Origin of the sequence: Bacillus sp. UNC438CL73TsuS30, assembly GCF_000482325.1 — a bacterium.
Lineage (GTDB): Bacteria > Bacillota > Bacilli > Bacillales > Cytobacillaceae > Neobacillus.
Genome location: NZ_AXVA01000012.1, coordinates 1 through 12,884 on the forward strand (window position 1 = coordinate 1; position 12,884 = coordinate 12,884).

Below are 12,884 nucleotides of genomic sequence, written 5' to 3' on the forward strand. Positions count from 1 at the left end.
AACGAATCATGAAGCTGCCAACCATCATGGACTCAGGAAACCAAGAACAAGAGGGAGGGAATCATTAAGGATCACGTCCAAATTGACGGCCATGGTTATCAATTTGAAAATTATGGTAAAGGAATTAACCGAACCTATCAAGCCCTTTTATCGTTTCAAAAAATGCGAAAATCGGGTAAAGGCCCCCGTCTGCCCAAATTAGGGAAATCAGGATAAATAGAGGGCCTTAGGAAGGGAAAATACAAAAAAACAATGAAAGTTTGTGAAAAAATCCAATAAAATTCACAAAGTATGTGAAATAAGGTTTAGAAGTGGAATAAACTACAACTTAATCGACAGTCTCAAATCTCCCCTTATTTACCCCGAAATGAGCTCCTTTCTACATTTAACCGAAAAATCTTCGCTTATTTCTTACCTTTGCTGGTTACTGGTTACAAGATAGGCAGCGACATCTTATGAGTTTTACCCAAAAATCCAAAAGAGCCTCAATCTGATGCATTACGGTAAGGTTTTTGTATTCCTAATAAAGAAACTCGCCAATACTAGGGCGAGTTTTACTTTTTTATATAACCATAAAGATGCCAATACGACTGTCATTTCGGCATGTATTTTAAGAGAAGCACCTCAAAACGGAACCTTTATTAATAAGTGTAGGGTGCCAGGAAAGTCCGGGCGCCCTTTCTTTTGATTTATGACAAAATCCTATAAATCATCAATAACAATATAACCCGCTTTAACCGGACCGTGCACACCAACTACAAGCTTTGATTCGATGTCTGCGGAATTACTTGGTCCTGTAATAAAATTAATACAGGAAGCAATATGCTCTTCACGTTCTACTTTTTCCCGTATCATTCTAGCTGCTTGGGTCATTCTTGGAACAATTGTACTTTTGGGAATCAGGATAATTGAAGTGGTAGGTAAAAAGCTAACAGTCCGGCCCCTATCATTGCTGCTGAAAAGAACAGCTGTGCCGGATTCAGCAAGCGTAATATCGCTTATCGTAATTCCTATATTAGCCCGTTCCGCCCGCTTAATATTTTCTTCTCCAATCGAAGAATCCCACTCTTGAAATTCAATCCCTTCCTCAGGCCATCTCTCATTAAACAGGGGAGATAATCCATATTCCTCAAACCGGGGATCTTTCCACGACAAGATCGGCCCGCCGCCATAATTGGCGACCATTTTATTTATGGTTTCAGCTAATTCAATTTTATTCGTTAAAACAATGTCTGTCAGGATGTTCCCACATTGCGGTTTCAGAACGTCCACTAATTCATCTGAACTTGCATCTTTTAATACCGCATCCTGAGGTGAGTATTTCCACTTTGGTCTTTCTACCCCCACGGTTACTAAATCTCTCCCTAGACGCCCAGCAATATTACTAAGAAATTCATCCCGATTTTGTATGGAACCCTTCATGATCGGTCCTCTCCTTTCGAACGGTTTTTAAACCAATCACGAAAGCGCTCTTTATTAGGCGCAGGAAATTCCCGAATTTCTGTCCATGCCTTTAATGGGCCTGGGCCTTTTGATATTTTATCTCCGACAGTAAAAGGATTCATCACAGACGGTGCAAGTTTTGATCCTAATTTATAAAGAGAGGGGGAAGAGGCACCAAGTCCGAATGCTTTCATTACGAGTTTTTCTGAAATGGGTGCTTTTCCTTCTTTTTCGACGATGATTTGCCGATGTTTATGAAGCAATTCGTGTAACGGTATTTTTACCGGGCAGGCTTCCGTACAAGCCCCGCATAATGTCGATGCATAGGGGAGTTCTTTGTAGTCATCGTAACCGCCTAGTAATGGTGATAAAACCGCTCCGATTGGCCCGGAGTAAATAGAACCATAAGAATGCCCCCCGACATGACGGTATACAGGACAAACATTCACACAAGCTGCACAGCGGATGCATTGGAGAATTGACTGGAACTCACCGCCAAGAATATCTGCCCGGCCATTATCAACAATCACTAAATGAAACTCCTCCGGTCCATCGACATCGCCTTCATCTCTTGGTCCCGATAACACGGTAACATAGCTTGTCAGCTTTTGGCCGACGGCACTTCTTGTTAGCAGGCTGACAAGGACATCTAACTCTTCATGAGTTGGAACAAGCCTTTCCATTCCCATCACTGTAATTTGGGTTTTTGGAAGAGCCGTTACCAAATCAGCATTTCCTTCATTTGTTACTAAGCAGATGGAACCTGTTTCAGCAATGGCAAAATTGCAGCCGGTAATGCCGATATCAGCAGTTAAATATTCGTTGCGGAGCGTTTCACGGGCATGCAAGGCCATCTCTTCAGGCTTGTCTGACTTTTGATAGTTTAATTTTTTCACAAAGACTTCCCTGATTTGCTCTTTATTTTTATGCATGGCAGGGCCGACGATATGGGAGGGGAGATCATGGTCATCCAATTGCAGAATATATTCTCCTAAATCGGTTTCAATGACCTCACAGCCTGCACTTTCTAAGCATGCATTCAAATTAATTTCTTCTGTAACCATTGATTTGGACTTAACAACCTTTTTGGCCTGTTTCGTTTCAACTATTCTACGAATATATTGATTTGCGTCGTCCGCTGTTTTTGCAAAATAGACATGGCCGCCTCTGTTTGCGACATTTTCACTTAATTGATATAAATAAAAATCCAGGTTTTCTAGCACGTGTTTACGGATTTCTTCACCGTGTGAACGCCATTCCTCCCAGTTGCCAAGCTCTTCCGCTGCCATTAGCTTCCTTGAACTTAAGTTATCTTGCGCACTGGATACTGCACCTCTCATAAACGCGTTGTTAATTCCGGTATCTACCCGATGATTAAAATCTTCCGTTCCAATTTTCATCGGCATATTCTTTTCCCCCTTTAGATCGTGAACCTTCTTATCTCTCGTTAATACCTTTGAAATCTGTAAAATTTTAATAGGTTTCCTTTATTTTTAGCGTCCCCCTGACTACTAATTGGGAGGAGTCTTTTACTTTTGAATAGTCTAAATTTTTTGTTTATAAATAAATAGGTTATCATAAATAATTAGGTATGTATACACTATATAATGTATAGCTTAAAGCTGTTCAGGGAAGAGAGTTGAATTTGTAGATCATTTAGGCGTTTCTTTAAACATTACCTTTTTTACTTGCTCCGTTTTGTTGCTAAACTCAATATCGACAAAAACCCCAAATTCCTTTCCATTCTCTTTTAACCAAAGCTTGAATTTTTCTGTAGAAGTTGTGGGGCCACTGATTCTGCCAATATGAAGGTAGTCAATAATTTGAGCTTTCGGATACTTTTCTTTTGTCTTCTTCATCGCAAAAACCCCCCACTTCGCATAGGGAGGAATAGGCTTCCGTTGTGCGTATGCTGTATTCAATAAATTTCTTGGAACAATGATTTCCGAGCAAAAAACAACTGACAAGGCCAAACTAATAAGTAGCTTTTTCAAGGATTTCCCCTCTTTTGTTTTTAATCTTATTTTTCCATAAGAAGTAAAAACTTATGTAAATCTCTGCGATTTAGTATAGAGTTTTGACTGATGGAGCTTAAATAGTATTTTGCTGCGGCAAATTGAAAGAGCACACAAAAATGTGTGCTCTAAAGGTTTATTGTTATCTTTTTTTCTTTTTAGAATTATCTACAACTGCCGCAAGCTTGTTTTTATTAACGACTTCCAAAACAATTTGCACCTGGAACTTTTGCTCATCCACGCTAGTAACACTCGAAACCTTTCCTTTACGGCCTTTAATTTTTAAATCCTCGCCTACCGATGGAACCCGCTGAAGAAGCTGGGTTAATAAAAGATTTTTATTTTCGAAAAAATATACAACAAACATTTTACTCTCTCCTATTTCATATGATTTTGGGTATTCTTCCTATAAAATATTGGAGAAAGATTCAATTTAGACCATATTTTAAAATGAGCTTGAATTTTATGATGAAATGGATGAGAAATAAAAAAGAGCCTGAGGATTACCTCAAGCTCTCATTTCAACCCTATTTTATATTAAAACCACAATCTTTTATTATAATCATAATCGGGGATATCGAAATTCTCTTCAATTTCTTTATTTGGGATGTTTTCTTCACAAGGTTCTTCAGACTGATTGTATACACGTAGTTCAAATAAAAGTTCCATTGTTTGTATCCCCTCTCCTATTTCTTACTTTTATTTTAATGGAAGCGGTTCCATTTGTCAGGTGGTTTTTACTGGAAAAATAAATATGGTATTTTTGTCCCACACTATTAATTTTTTTTGCAAAACCTGAAACCGAATACCGTTTGAAAAACGACATACTAGTGAAACAAATAAAAATGGAGGTACCCCATTTTGAACAAAGACCAAAATCTTATGAATCGTATTCGTCTAGGTGACGAGGATGCATTTAGTTTGCTGGTGGAGGATCTATTATCCGCAGCGTACAAAACCGCTTACCTTATCCTTCACTCAAAGGATCTGGCAGAAGATGCTGTCCAAAATGCATTAGAGGATAGTTATATAAGCATTATGAAAAATAAAGAAATCCGAAATTTTAAGGCATGGTTTTACAGGCTGGTTTATTCACGTTCAATAGATCTTTATCGTAAAAACGCACGAGCCTACTACAGCGATATTGATGAAAATCCTGAGGCAGAAGCCAAGATGAATTCAAAATCTGCTCAGCAGCAAGCCATTCAAAACGAAAATGCTGCAGAAATGATCAGCCTTATTATGACCTTAGATCGGGAACAAAGCGTTCCAATCCTGCTTTACTATTATGAAGATTTATCGTTAAAAGAAATTAGTCTCATACTAAATGAAAATCTTAATACCGTTAAAACGAGAGTGAACCGTGGCAGAAAAAAGCTAGCTGAATTAATGAAAAAGCACAAGAAATATCCTATGGAGGCAAACACATATGGAATTTAAAAAGGATGAGATGAAAAATACATTTGACCAGCTCCCTGTTCCTGTGACTCTTAAAAGTTATACAAAGAATATTCCGCATAGATTTAAGGACGGTCAGTTTGAAGAAGGCAGAATGGAGCGGGTTGAACGAGAGTGGGACCTGTTTCATAAAGGCCGGAAGAATCAATGGTCCACCCGTAAGAAGATAGGAGTTTTTTTCTCAGCGGCAGCTGTCGCTTTCCTTGTATTTGTTGGTTCTGGTTTTGTCTCACCTACAATGGCCAAAATGATTGCTAAAATCCCGCCGCTCAGTGAGCTTTTTAATCAGTATCACGCAGATCTTTCTGATTCCCTTACAAAGGAATTGAAAAAACAAGGCTATCCAGTGAAAGAAGTTAGGGAGCTTGTGGATGGAATTAAAGGTGGAGTCTACATTTCACTTGATTCATCCGAAGAAGAAATTAAAACAATGAAGCCGGCAGTTGAAAAACTAGCTTTCAAGATCCTTCATGGAGACCAATATAAAGGAACAAGGACGGAGGATTATTTCGTACGCGTAAGGAAATATGTACCTGAACCTAAAGAATGGCTGAAGGAACAGGAAAATATCAGTAGAGAAACTGATGAGATTTTCAAAATTGCAGAGCCAGTTTTAAAAGCCCATAACTATAACAGGAGTTTTGGTGGCGGTCCGGATAGGGTTGAACTTGAATTTCCAAGCAAAGAAAGCCCGCAAAAAATTTCAGAGGTTAAAAAGGCCGTAGAGGATGCCCTAAAATCAGCTGGGAAAAGCTCTGTTAAAGTAAAATATCGAACCTTTAATTTGGCGAAAAGGGAGCATTATGATCGCTGGTCTAATGCGGTTTCCGGTATTGGTACTGAATTCATGACCTACAAGAAATACCATGTTTCCGGTGTTGGCTACAAGAGTATTAATGGTGAGAAGATGGAAATTTATATTCGTATGACACTCAAGAGTACTGACCCGAAGGCATCCGAATTAGCATCCGACCTTAATACCATGAGTGAAGAATTTATTCATTCCGATGAAATCTGGAGAAAAGTAAAGGACGATCAATATGAAATCATCATCACGAGTAAGGACAAAAAAAGGATGAATAAATAATGTTTGAAAAAGGACCATCCAAGTGGTCCTTTTTATCACCCATTTTTTGTTAAAATGGAGGATAAAAATGGAATAGTGTCGAATATAAGTTTACTAGAATAATTTTTGATTCGTGTTTAATTAGGAAAGGAGCTAGATCAAATGGGTAGTAAATACTCATTAGGAGCATGTTTTATCATTATCGGGTTAGCTTTTATGTTGTATAGTCCAAACATTGCAGAGGAATGGACTGATTATATTAAATATCCAGGGGATGGAACTTTTTATTATTATGATTATATGTCGCGTTCAATTGTCATAACCTTAATAGGGTTTAGTGTTCAATTAACCGGCATATTAGTTATATTGTTTTCGTATTTTTCAAAAAGATCAAGGCGTTAAAAATTGTAGAACAAACTTTTGAAATAAATAGTATGATTAGGTGATGGGGAGGTATTGGAATTAAGAATACCTTTATTGTTTCTTGTTCGTCCTTCTAGGAATGGAATTCCAAACAGGCTTAATCCAAAAATAAATAGAACAATCCTTTAAAGGAAGTGCACATTTTGTCTAAGAATCAACTCCATTTAAGTAATCACAGCATTAGTCCAGAGAGTCTCCGTTCTGACTGCAGCAATTGTTTTGGTTTGTGCTGCGTTGCCTTGCCGTTCGCAGCCTCAGCAGACTTTGCCGTAGGAAAAGAAGGCGGTTGTCCGTGCGCGAATCTTCAAGTGGATTTTCGCTGCGGTATTCATAAAGGTTTAAGGAAAATGGGCTTTAAAGGCTGCACGGTATATGAATGCTTTGGTGCTGGTCAAAAGGTTTCCCAAATCACTTTTGAAGGAAACAACTGGCGTGAAAATCCACAATCTGCGAGACAAATGTTTGATGTGTTTCCAGTGATGCAGCAGCTACATGAGATGCTCTTGTATTTAAACGAAGCGCTAATGTTAAAGGAAACTCAATCAATCCACAAAGGGCTTAAATCCATGCTTCAGAAAACAGAGGAGCTTACCTTTCTTAGTCCCGAATCTCTATTGGAACTAGACTTGCCTGCACATCGGGCAGAGGTAAATGTGTTGCTCCTTAAGACTAGTGAATTAGTACGTACTGAGTCAGGGGGCCAGAAGAAAGGACCGAAAAGCTCTCGAAAAACCTATGGTCAGGGAGCTGATTTGTTTGGAGCAAATCTTCGTAAGGTTAATCTCCAAGGTGCGAATTTAAGAGGAGCTTGTCTCATTGCAGCCAATCTTAAGGATGCTGATTTAAGAGGGGCGGATCTGATCGGTGCTGACTTCCGCGACGCAGATATTAGTGGAGCTAACTTAATCGGAACTATATTTCTCACGCAGGCTCAAATCAACGCAGCAAAGGGCGATGTAAACACAAAATTACCGAAAACACTTACCCGCCCAGCCCACTGGCTTACTACAGAAAATAAATAAGAGACAGAGATTATTTAAGGGAGTATCCAATGCCGATTTATTATTTTACTTTTGACGCCATACCCTTAGCAGAAAATCCCGAAAAAAAGGAATGTGCCGGTGCAGTTGTCTGTTGCTGGGTGGATTCAATTGATGTTAACTTCGCATTAGCGAAAGCAAAAAACTACATAACCAATGAAGGCTGGGAAGTAATTACGGTTGAGGAACAGTTTATTGCTACTCGTGAACAGTATGAAAATGATCCTGAAAATGAGGATGCACTTGAGTGTTACGATGAAGCAGCTAGCGAGGGTGTTTCTGCTATCTTTTATATTTGGCCGTATGATGATTAAACTAAAACGTAAAGGGCGCCAAATGATAATGGCTTGGTGCACCTGTTGCAGTATTAAAAGGCATCGTGCAATGCGCGATGCCTATTTTCACTCAACAGCGAAGGTAAAGGTTTCTTTTAATGGCCTGCCTTCTTGGCCCTTTTGTGTCCAAATCACTTCTACCTCTAATTCTGTCGCTTTATCAGCCAAAGGGAAATTTTCAAAACGAAAAGGTTTACCCTTATTCAATTGTTTGGCTAAAGAAATTGCCTGTTCAAAGCGGCCTTCCGTGCAATCTTCCCCATCAGGACATCCAAAAAGGGAGAACTTTGTTGTAGAATTTGGTTCATTCCGATACATAAACACTTCCACTGAATTTACCTTTTTCCCAATATTATGGATTTCTAAAGAATAAGTATTAAACTTTCCTTTTTCAGATTTAGCCAGTCCCTTGCCATGCCCTGGCTCTGCTACTTCCACGGACCATTGCTTCGATGAATGTTTGATGGGTAATTTATTAAAGCTCAGCGCCTCTGTCTCTAAAGCGATTGAAATCAGAAATAAAAGAATTAACGCTAAGGTGGTAAGTTTCGTTTTCATATTTCAAATTTCCCCCAACATTTAGTCAGTCGGGATTATTTTTCCCAAAATAGAATGGAATATGAAATGTTTTTTTGATAGAAGGGAGGAAACCTGTGAATAATGATTGAAATCGTAATCTATAAACTTTGGTTTCCATTTATGATAAACTATTCAATTCAGACAGTGGCATTGTAGGTTTATGTTCCCATATAATCAATACTAAAAATGCTTTGTTATCAGGAGGAATTATGTCAAAAAAGACGATTGTGTTTACTGGTGGAGGCTCAGCCGGCCACGTAACACCTAATATTGCCATCATTAAGGAGATCGGTAATGACTGGAATATTCAATATATTGGTTCGAAAAACGGGATTGAAAAAGAGTTAATCTCAAAAATCAATATCCCTTATCATGGAATAAGCAGCGGGAAGCTAAGAAGATACATAGATGTTGAAAATGTAATGGATGTTTTTCGGGTATTAAAAGGCTGTCTAGATGCTAGGAAGGCTTTGAAAAAGATAAAACCGAACCTTGTTTTTTCTAAAGGCGGTTTTGTATCCGTGCCGGTCATCATCGCTGCCAGGTCATTAAAAATTCCAATTTTTATCCATGAAAGTGATATTACCCCAGGCTTGGCCAATAAAATTTCACAAAGGTTTGCAACCAAAATCTTTACTTCATTTGAAGAAACCAAAAAGTATTTTCCGACACAAAAGACTTCCGTGATTGGGTCGCCGATTAGAAGAGAGATTTTTAAAGGTTCAGAGGAAAAGGGCAGAAGGTTTCTCGGATTTCATGATAACCGGCCGATTTTGACGATTATGGGTGGAAGTTTGGGCGCGAAAAAAATTAATGTGGCTGTAAGAGGGGCTCTAAAAAAACTTGCCGCTGAGTACCAAATTGTGCATTTATGTGGCAAAAATAATATGGATTCGAGTTATTCAACTGTGCCAGGGTATAAGCAATTTGAATATATTCATGATGAGCTGCCCGATATTTTAGCTGCAACGGATTTAATTATAACTAGAGGCGGTTCCAATTCCATTTTTGAATTTCTAGCTTTAAAAATCCCGATGCTTATTATCCCTTTAGGCTTGGAACAGAGCCGAGGGGATCAAATTTTAAATGCTAAAGCCTTCGAAGAAGAAGGGTACTCTTTAACGTTACAGGAAGAAATCTTAACGATGGAAACTTTAGTTGACCAGTTGAAGACTTTGCAGAAAAAAAGTGGAGAGATCCGCAGGAATATGGAACAGTCAAAAATGGGGGATGCATTGCAGACTCTTATGAACGAAATTAACGGACTAAGCTCATGAAAAAAGTAGGCGATTCTTCGACATTGGAGGATCGCTTTTTTTTATGGGAAATTTGGGACTTCAAGAATAATACAAATTGAAGTTAATAAAGTGTTATATAAAGGACTAACTGTCTGGATGAATGGTTTTGCGTTGAAAGGAGCTCGTTGAAGTGAAAAGAGAAAATAATGCGGCTCTTATCGTATTTTTGGGTATCGTCTTATTCATTTACATGGTCGTAAATGCTTTCCGCCATATTAAGGTCTATGTTGTTTTTAGTTCCGGGCTAACTCCTTTTATCATTATGGCAGTATTAATTTTGGCGATTGTTATTTTAATTGTTAGAAGCTTATAAGTTACATTTTTAATCTCTAAGGCGATACCTGAAAACATAGGGTATCGTTTTTTCTTTGTTAGGGATTCCATTACCTGCCTTAATCATTATTATTGCTGCGATATTTTTTGTTTCGAAATGTAAGTAGTGATTTTTAAACGATTTTGCGGAAAGGTACGAACGGTCCGAAATAGGGAAACATAGGAGGATAACCATGAAGGGCTGAAAGGATGTGAATCGTGTTATGACCAAGCTGAATACTATGATGGTGTATAATTTGATTCCAAGGTCCAAACATTGGGGCAGAATAACCTAAATAAATAGGCGCACCTGACCCAGTAATAATCGTATGCATGTTATCACCAACTTATTTTTTTACATAGTACGTTCCGAATTTAAAAAAGAGCATGTCCCTCTTATACCAAAGGGCGGATTGGGGAAATAGGGTATCTTTAGTCCGAAGATTAAATTTAAAAAGATTGAAAAAAGAAAAGTAACTGAGGCTGCAACGGCCTACAGTGACTTTTCCTTTTTACATTACGATTTGCATCTGATTAATTTTTTGTGTAGAGGAAGTAAAAGACTAAATACCACAAAGTACAATGGAACTGAAATAATAAAACTCCAGCCATTGGTTTTCATATAACCTACTTTCCTCATTCCCCATTCAATTAAAGTAGAAATTAAAATAAAGATAATGGCTAGCATCCATCTATTTGTCTTCTTTAAATAGTTTAAATAAATAACTGAAAGGGAGGATGGGATTAAGCTGTAGCTTAAAAATTCACCGATTCCTGTGACTTTTGGGTTACCGAAATCAACAAGATTAAGCATCTTTCCTAAAACAGAATCAGAAATCCAAGCAATATAACCAATAATTCCAAATGTAACATAAAACTCTCTCCAGCCAATCTCTTTTTTAGGTATAAAGAGAGCATACAAAAACAATAGCAGAGATATAACAATTGGCAGCCAATTTCCTTGTGCCTGTAAATCCAAATTTCTAGATAGTGAATTCAAAGTGATCACCTTAACCTAGTCCTTAATTAATTTATCACGGTCTGGGGATTGTGGAGGTTTTTCCAACCATCCATTTCTGCAGCCATTAAAGGAATTTTGGTTTTATCTTCCTTTTGACAACCTCCTACACATTCCTGTTGATAATAATATTCCCTAGAAAAATGGAAAATATGAAAATTTAGCCGTAAAATCTAATAGATGAGCTTTTAATCTATTGAGGAAATGGTATTTTTAAAATAGTTAAGGTCTTGCCCAATTAGTAAGGAGGATGATGAAATGATCGCGGAATTGATAAAAACAGAAAGTGGAGCAATTGCACGGTATGAACGGCACTGGAAGTATTCTGAACAAGAAGTTTGGGCGTGGTTAACAGAGAACGATAAACTTTCTAACTGGTTTTCAGAGCTCGAAGTGGAGGAACTCCGTGAAGGCGGGGCAATTATTTTCCATATGCCCGATGGTACTTCTGATAAACTAACGATAACCGAACTAAAAATGTATTCTGTTTTAGAGTTTACCTGGTGGGAGAACAGGATGCGCTTTGAATTGAGCCCGGAATTGGGTGGGTGCAGATTGGTATTGACGGAGAAATTGAAAGAAATCACAGACCATACGCCCAAGGATCTTGCCGGTTGGCATACGTGTCTAGAGGTAATCCTTGCATTGTTAGATGGTAGAACAATCGAATCACGTGCTGAGGAATGGAAAATCTGGTATGAAAAATATATTCATGCAGTACAGGAATTTAACTCGGGAAATGCTGATTAAAGCACCATTTGGTGTGATGAAGGACAAAATAGGGTAGAACCCCGTGAAAATGTCCTTCATCTATCCCTTTGCTACGGATTCGGAAACATTGATTCCACTACATCAATCAGCTCTTTTTCCGTCGGTTGATAAAGCTTCTTTTCACTCTCTAGCTTCACAGTATATTGAATATTATCATACAGAAAAATAACCTCATATCCAGTTGGAATCCCCTTAATAAAAGCCTGTTGACCATTTTTCAGTATTAGAGTGCGATAATCCTTTAAAGCACCCAACTTTCCTAAATGAGGCGTTGCTTGAATGGACAATTTACCATTTTTATCTTGATAAAACCAAATGGCCTCATTGTAGACTACATTACCTTGTACATGGGTTACCTTAAAAGGGAAATATGTGGGGACGAGCAGCTGCTTATTATATTTCTCTTGGTATTCCTTGATTGGTTCATTCATTAATGGGTTGGAAAGATCAGAAAGCACTTTGATCCTAGAAATTTTATTATTTTCGACGTAAACCTCCCATATAAAAGCAATTCTTTCAGTGAATGACTGGTTATCAAAGTATTCTCGTTCAAAACGTGCTAAAAGGATTCTAGCATTTTTATGGGGGGAAGGCAGTGTTTCAATTCCTTGAATTGGTGTGTTTTCACGAATTTCAGGGATTTTAACCGATGGCTTAATCAACTTCCTAGCCAATCTCTCATCTTTATTCATAATCGCAATTGCAAAATCATGAAGGACAGTCTGCGTAGGATCCGGGGACTTTGCCATTATTGGAATAGGCGCCATCAACATTATCAAAAGATAAACAAGGAATGCTTTTTTCATAATCATCACCTATCATTAAATTTCCATTTCAATAACGGAAATATTCTAGACTGTAAATGGGTTCTATTTTTTAAAATAACCGCTCAATCAGTACCCAAACAGGACCTTTAACTTGGAATAGTATCTGTAGGAATTTCTCCATTTATGGCACCTCCATCGTTTGTTTTAAGTCTCTCCAGCAAAGAGACTTTTTATTTTTACAAAGAGAGATTTATCTCCACTCAATTTTTCCCAAATTCCACCTCCTATTAAACTTCTAGTATAAAATAATCTTAAGAAATTCTTAAGAATTATCCAAAATGAATGTTAAGATTTTCCGT

At 37.9% G+C, this 12,884-nt stretch carries 18 protein-coding genes; 9 read left to right on the top strand and 9 right to left on the bottom strand.

Annotated features, from left to right (window positions below):
- Positions 1-202, top strand: a 202-nt coding sequence (locus M028_RS33550) for a hypothetical protein (RefSeq protein WP_035423835.1), incomplete at its 5' end; no start/stop codon positions are given.
- A gap of 500 nt (positions 203-702) precedes the next feature.
- Here the strand turns inward: M028_RS33550 and M028_RS0105580 are convergent.
- The 5 genes from M028_RS0105580 to M028_RS33820 form a co-directional block, all read right to left on the bottom strand.
- Complete coding sequence (locus M028_RS0105580) at positions 703-1,422, bottom strand: LutC/YkgG family protein (RefSeq protein WP_026573021.1); 720 nt, start codon at positions 1,420-1,422, stop codon at positions 703-705.
- Entirely contained in the window at positions 1,419-2,849 is a 1,431-nt protein-coding gene (locus M028_RS0105585) for a LutB/LldF family L-lactate oxidation iron-sulfur protein (RefSeq protein WP_026573022.1), read from the bottom strand. Before M028_RS0105585 ends, M028_RS0105580 begins: the two co-directional genes overlap by 4 nt.
- A 246-nt stretch (positions 2,850-3,095) precedes the next feature.
- Complete coding sequence (locus M028_RS0105590) at positions 3,096-3,437, bottom strand: DUF3889 domain-containing protein (protein WP_026573023.1); 342 nt, start codon at positions 3,435-3,437, stop codon at positions 3,096-3,098.
- A gap of 163 nt (positions 3,438-3,600) precedes the next feature.
- Positions 3,601-3,825 (bottom strand): hypothetical protein, encoded by a 225-nt coding sequence (locus M028_RS0105595; RefSeq protein WP_026573024.1) that lies wholly within the window; start codon positions 3,823-3,825, stop codon positions 3,601-3,603.
- Positions 3,826-3,995: 170 nt separating this feature from the next.
- Complete coding sequence (locus tag M028_RS33820) at positions 3,996-4,127, bottom strand: hypothetical protein (protein ID WP_268884110.1); 132 nt, start codon at positions 4,125-4,127, stop codon at positions 3,996-3,998.
- A 192-nt stretch (positions 4,128-4,319) separates the two neighbouring features.
- Between M028_RS33820 and M028_RS0105610 the strand changes: the two genes are divergently transcribed.
- The 5 genes from M028_RS0105610 (at position 4,320) to M028_RS0105630 (ending at position 7,759) form a co-directional block, all read left to right on the top strand.
- A complete protein-coding gene (locus M028_RS0105610) occupies positions 4,320-4,898 on the top strand; it encodes an RNA polymerase sigma factor (RefSeq protein ID WP_026573025.1) in 579 nt (192 codons plus the stop codon).
- Entirely contained in the window at positions 4,888-6,003 is a 1,116-nt protein-coding gene (locus M028_RS0105615; protein WP_026573026.1) for a DUF4179 domain-containing protein, read from the top strand. The genes M028_RS0105610 and M028_RS0105615 overlap by 11 nt, the downstream gene beginning before the upstream one ends.
- 141 nt (positions 6,004-6,144) lie before the next feature.
- Positions 6,145-6,384 (top strand): hypothetical protein, encoded by a 240-nt coding sequence (locus M028_RS0105620; protein WP_026573027.1) that lies wholly within the window; start codon positions 6,145-6,147, stop codon positions 6,382-6,384.
- 161 nt (positions 6,385-6,545) lie between these two features.
- Positions 6,546-7,427: a pentapeptide repeat-containing protein gene (locus tag M028_RS0105625; RefSeq protein ID WP_155925495.1), complete on the top strand. Its 882-nt coding sequence runs from the start codon at positions 6,546-6,548 to the stop codon at positions 7,425-7,427.
- Positions 7,428-7,456: 29 nt separating this feature from the next.
- Positions 7,457-7,759, top strand: coding sequence for a hypothetical protein (locus M028_RS0105630; RefSeq protein WP_026573029.1), 303 nt, complete (start codon positions 7,457-7,459; stop codon positions 7,757-7,759).
- Positions 7,760-7,846: 87 nt separating this feature from the next.
- On the opposite strand, the gene M028_RS0105635 is transcribed toward M028_RS0105630, so the two are convergent.
- Positions 7,847-8,338: a hypothetical protein gene (locus M028_RS0105635; protein ID WP_026573030.1), complete on the bottom strand. Its 492-nt coding sequence runs from the start codon at positions 8,336-8,338 to the stop codon at positions 7,847-7,849.
- A gap of 230 nt (positions 8,339-8,568) precedes the next feature.
- Between M028_RS0105635 and M028_RS0105640 the strand changes: the two genes are divergently transcribed.
- Together M028_RS0105640 and M028_RS0105645 are read left to right on the top strand one after the other, a co-directional pair.
- Positions 8,569-9,636, top strand: a complete 1,068-nt coding sequence (locus tag M028_RS0105640; protein WP_026573031.1) for an undecaprenyldiphospho-muramoylpentapeptide beta-N-acetylglucosaminyltransferase — start codon at positions 8,569-8,571, stop codon at positions 9,634-9,636.
- Positions 9,637-9,787: 151 nt separating this feature from the next.
- On the top strand, positions 9,788-9,970 hold the full coding sequence (locus M028_RS0105645) for a hypothetical protein (RefSeq protein ID WP_026573032.1): 183 nt from the start codon (positions 9,788-9,790) through the stop codon (positions 9,968-9,970).
- A gap of 133 nt (positions 9,971-10,103) precedes the next feature.
- On the opposite strand, the gene M028_RS32655 is transcribed toward M028_RS0105645, so the two are convergent.
- Entirely contained in the window at positions 10,104-10,304 is a 201-nt protein-coding gene (locus M028_RS32655; protein WP_155925479.1) for a hypothetical protein, read from the bottom strand.
- A 182-nt stretch (positions 10,305-10,486) separates the two neighbouring features.
- Complete coding sequence (locus M028_RS0105650) at positions 10,487-10,969, bottom strand: hypothetical protein (RefSeq protein WP_026573033.1); 483 nt, start codon at positions 10,967-10,969, stop codon at positions 10,487-10,489.
- 276 nt (positions 10,970-11,245) lie between these two features.
- Here M028_RS0105650 and M028_RS0105655 point away from each other — a divergent pair, with 276 nt between their 5' ends.
- Complete coding sequence (locus tag M028_RS0105655) at positions 11,246-11,737, top strand: SRPBCC family protein (RefSeq protein ID WP_026573034.1); 492 nt, start codon at positions 11,246-11,248, stop codon at positions 11,735-11,737.
- A 71-nt stretch (positions 11,738-11,808) separates the two neighbouring features.
- On the opposite strand, the gene M028_RS0105660 is transcribed toward M028_RS0105655, so the two are convergent.
- The gene (locus tag M028_RS0105660; protein ID WP_026573035.1) at positions 11,809-12,564 is read right to left on the bottom strand and encodes a hypothetical protein; all 756 of its coding nucleotides are present in this window, start codon (positions 12,562-12,564) and stop codon (positions 11,809-11,811) included.
- Positions 12,565-12,884 lie beyond the last annotated feature (320 nt).

What these genes read in the sequence shown, in the direction of transcription:
- M028_RS0105635 (WP_026573030.1), bottom strand. Translation starts at nt 8,338, where the DNA reads ATGAAAACGAAACTTACCACCTTAGCGTTAATTCTTTTATTTCTGATT.
- M028_RS0105615 (WP_026573026.1), top strand. Translation starts at nt 4,888, where the DNA reads ATGGAATTTAAAAAGGATGAGATGAAAAATACATTTGACCAGCTCCCT.
- M028_RS0105595 (WP_026573024.1), bottom strand. Translation starts at nt 3,825, where the DNA reads ATGTTTGTTGTATATTTTTTCGAAAATAAAAATCTTTTATTAACCCAG.
- M028_RS0105585 (WP_026573022.1), bottom strand. Translation starts at nt 2,849, where the DNA reads ATGCCGATGAAAATTGGAACGGAAGATTTTAATCATCGGGTAGATACC.
- M028_RS0105580 (WP_026573021.1), bottom strand. Translation starts at nt 1,422, where the DNA reads ATGAAGGGTTCCATACAAAATCGGGATGAATTTCTTAGTAATATTGCT.
- M028_RS0105660 (WP_026573035.1), bottom strand. Translation starts at nt 12,564, where the DNA reads ATGAAAAAAGCATTCCTTGTTTATCTTTTGATAATGTTGATGGCGCCT.
- M028_RS33820 (WP_268884110.1), bottom strand. Translation starts at nt 4,127, where the DNA reads ATGGAACTTTTATTTGAACTACGTGTATACAATCAGTCTGAAGAACCT.
- M028_RS0105640 (WP_026573031.1), top strand. Translation starts at nt 8,569, where the DNA reads ATGTCAAAAAAGACGATTGTGTTTACTGGTGGAGGCTCAGCCGGCCAC.
- M028_RS0105655 (WP_026573034.1), top strand. Translation starts at nt 11,246, where the DNA reads ATGATCGCGGAATTGATAAAAACAGAAAGTGGAGCAATTGCACGGTAT.
- M028_RS0105630 (WP_026573029.1), top strand. Translation starts at nt 7,457, where the DNA reads ATGCCGATTTATTATTTTACTTTTGACGCCATACCCTTAGCAGAAAAT.
- M028_RS0105620 (WP_026573027.1), top strand. Translation starts at nt 6,145, where the DNA reads ATGGGTAGTAAATACTCATTAGGAGCATGTTTTATCATTATCGGGTTA.
- M028_RS32655 (WP_155925479.1), bottom strand. Translation starts at nt 10,304, where the DNA reads ATGCATACGATTATTACTGGGTCAGGTGCGCCTATTTATTTAGGTTAT.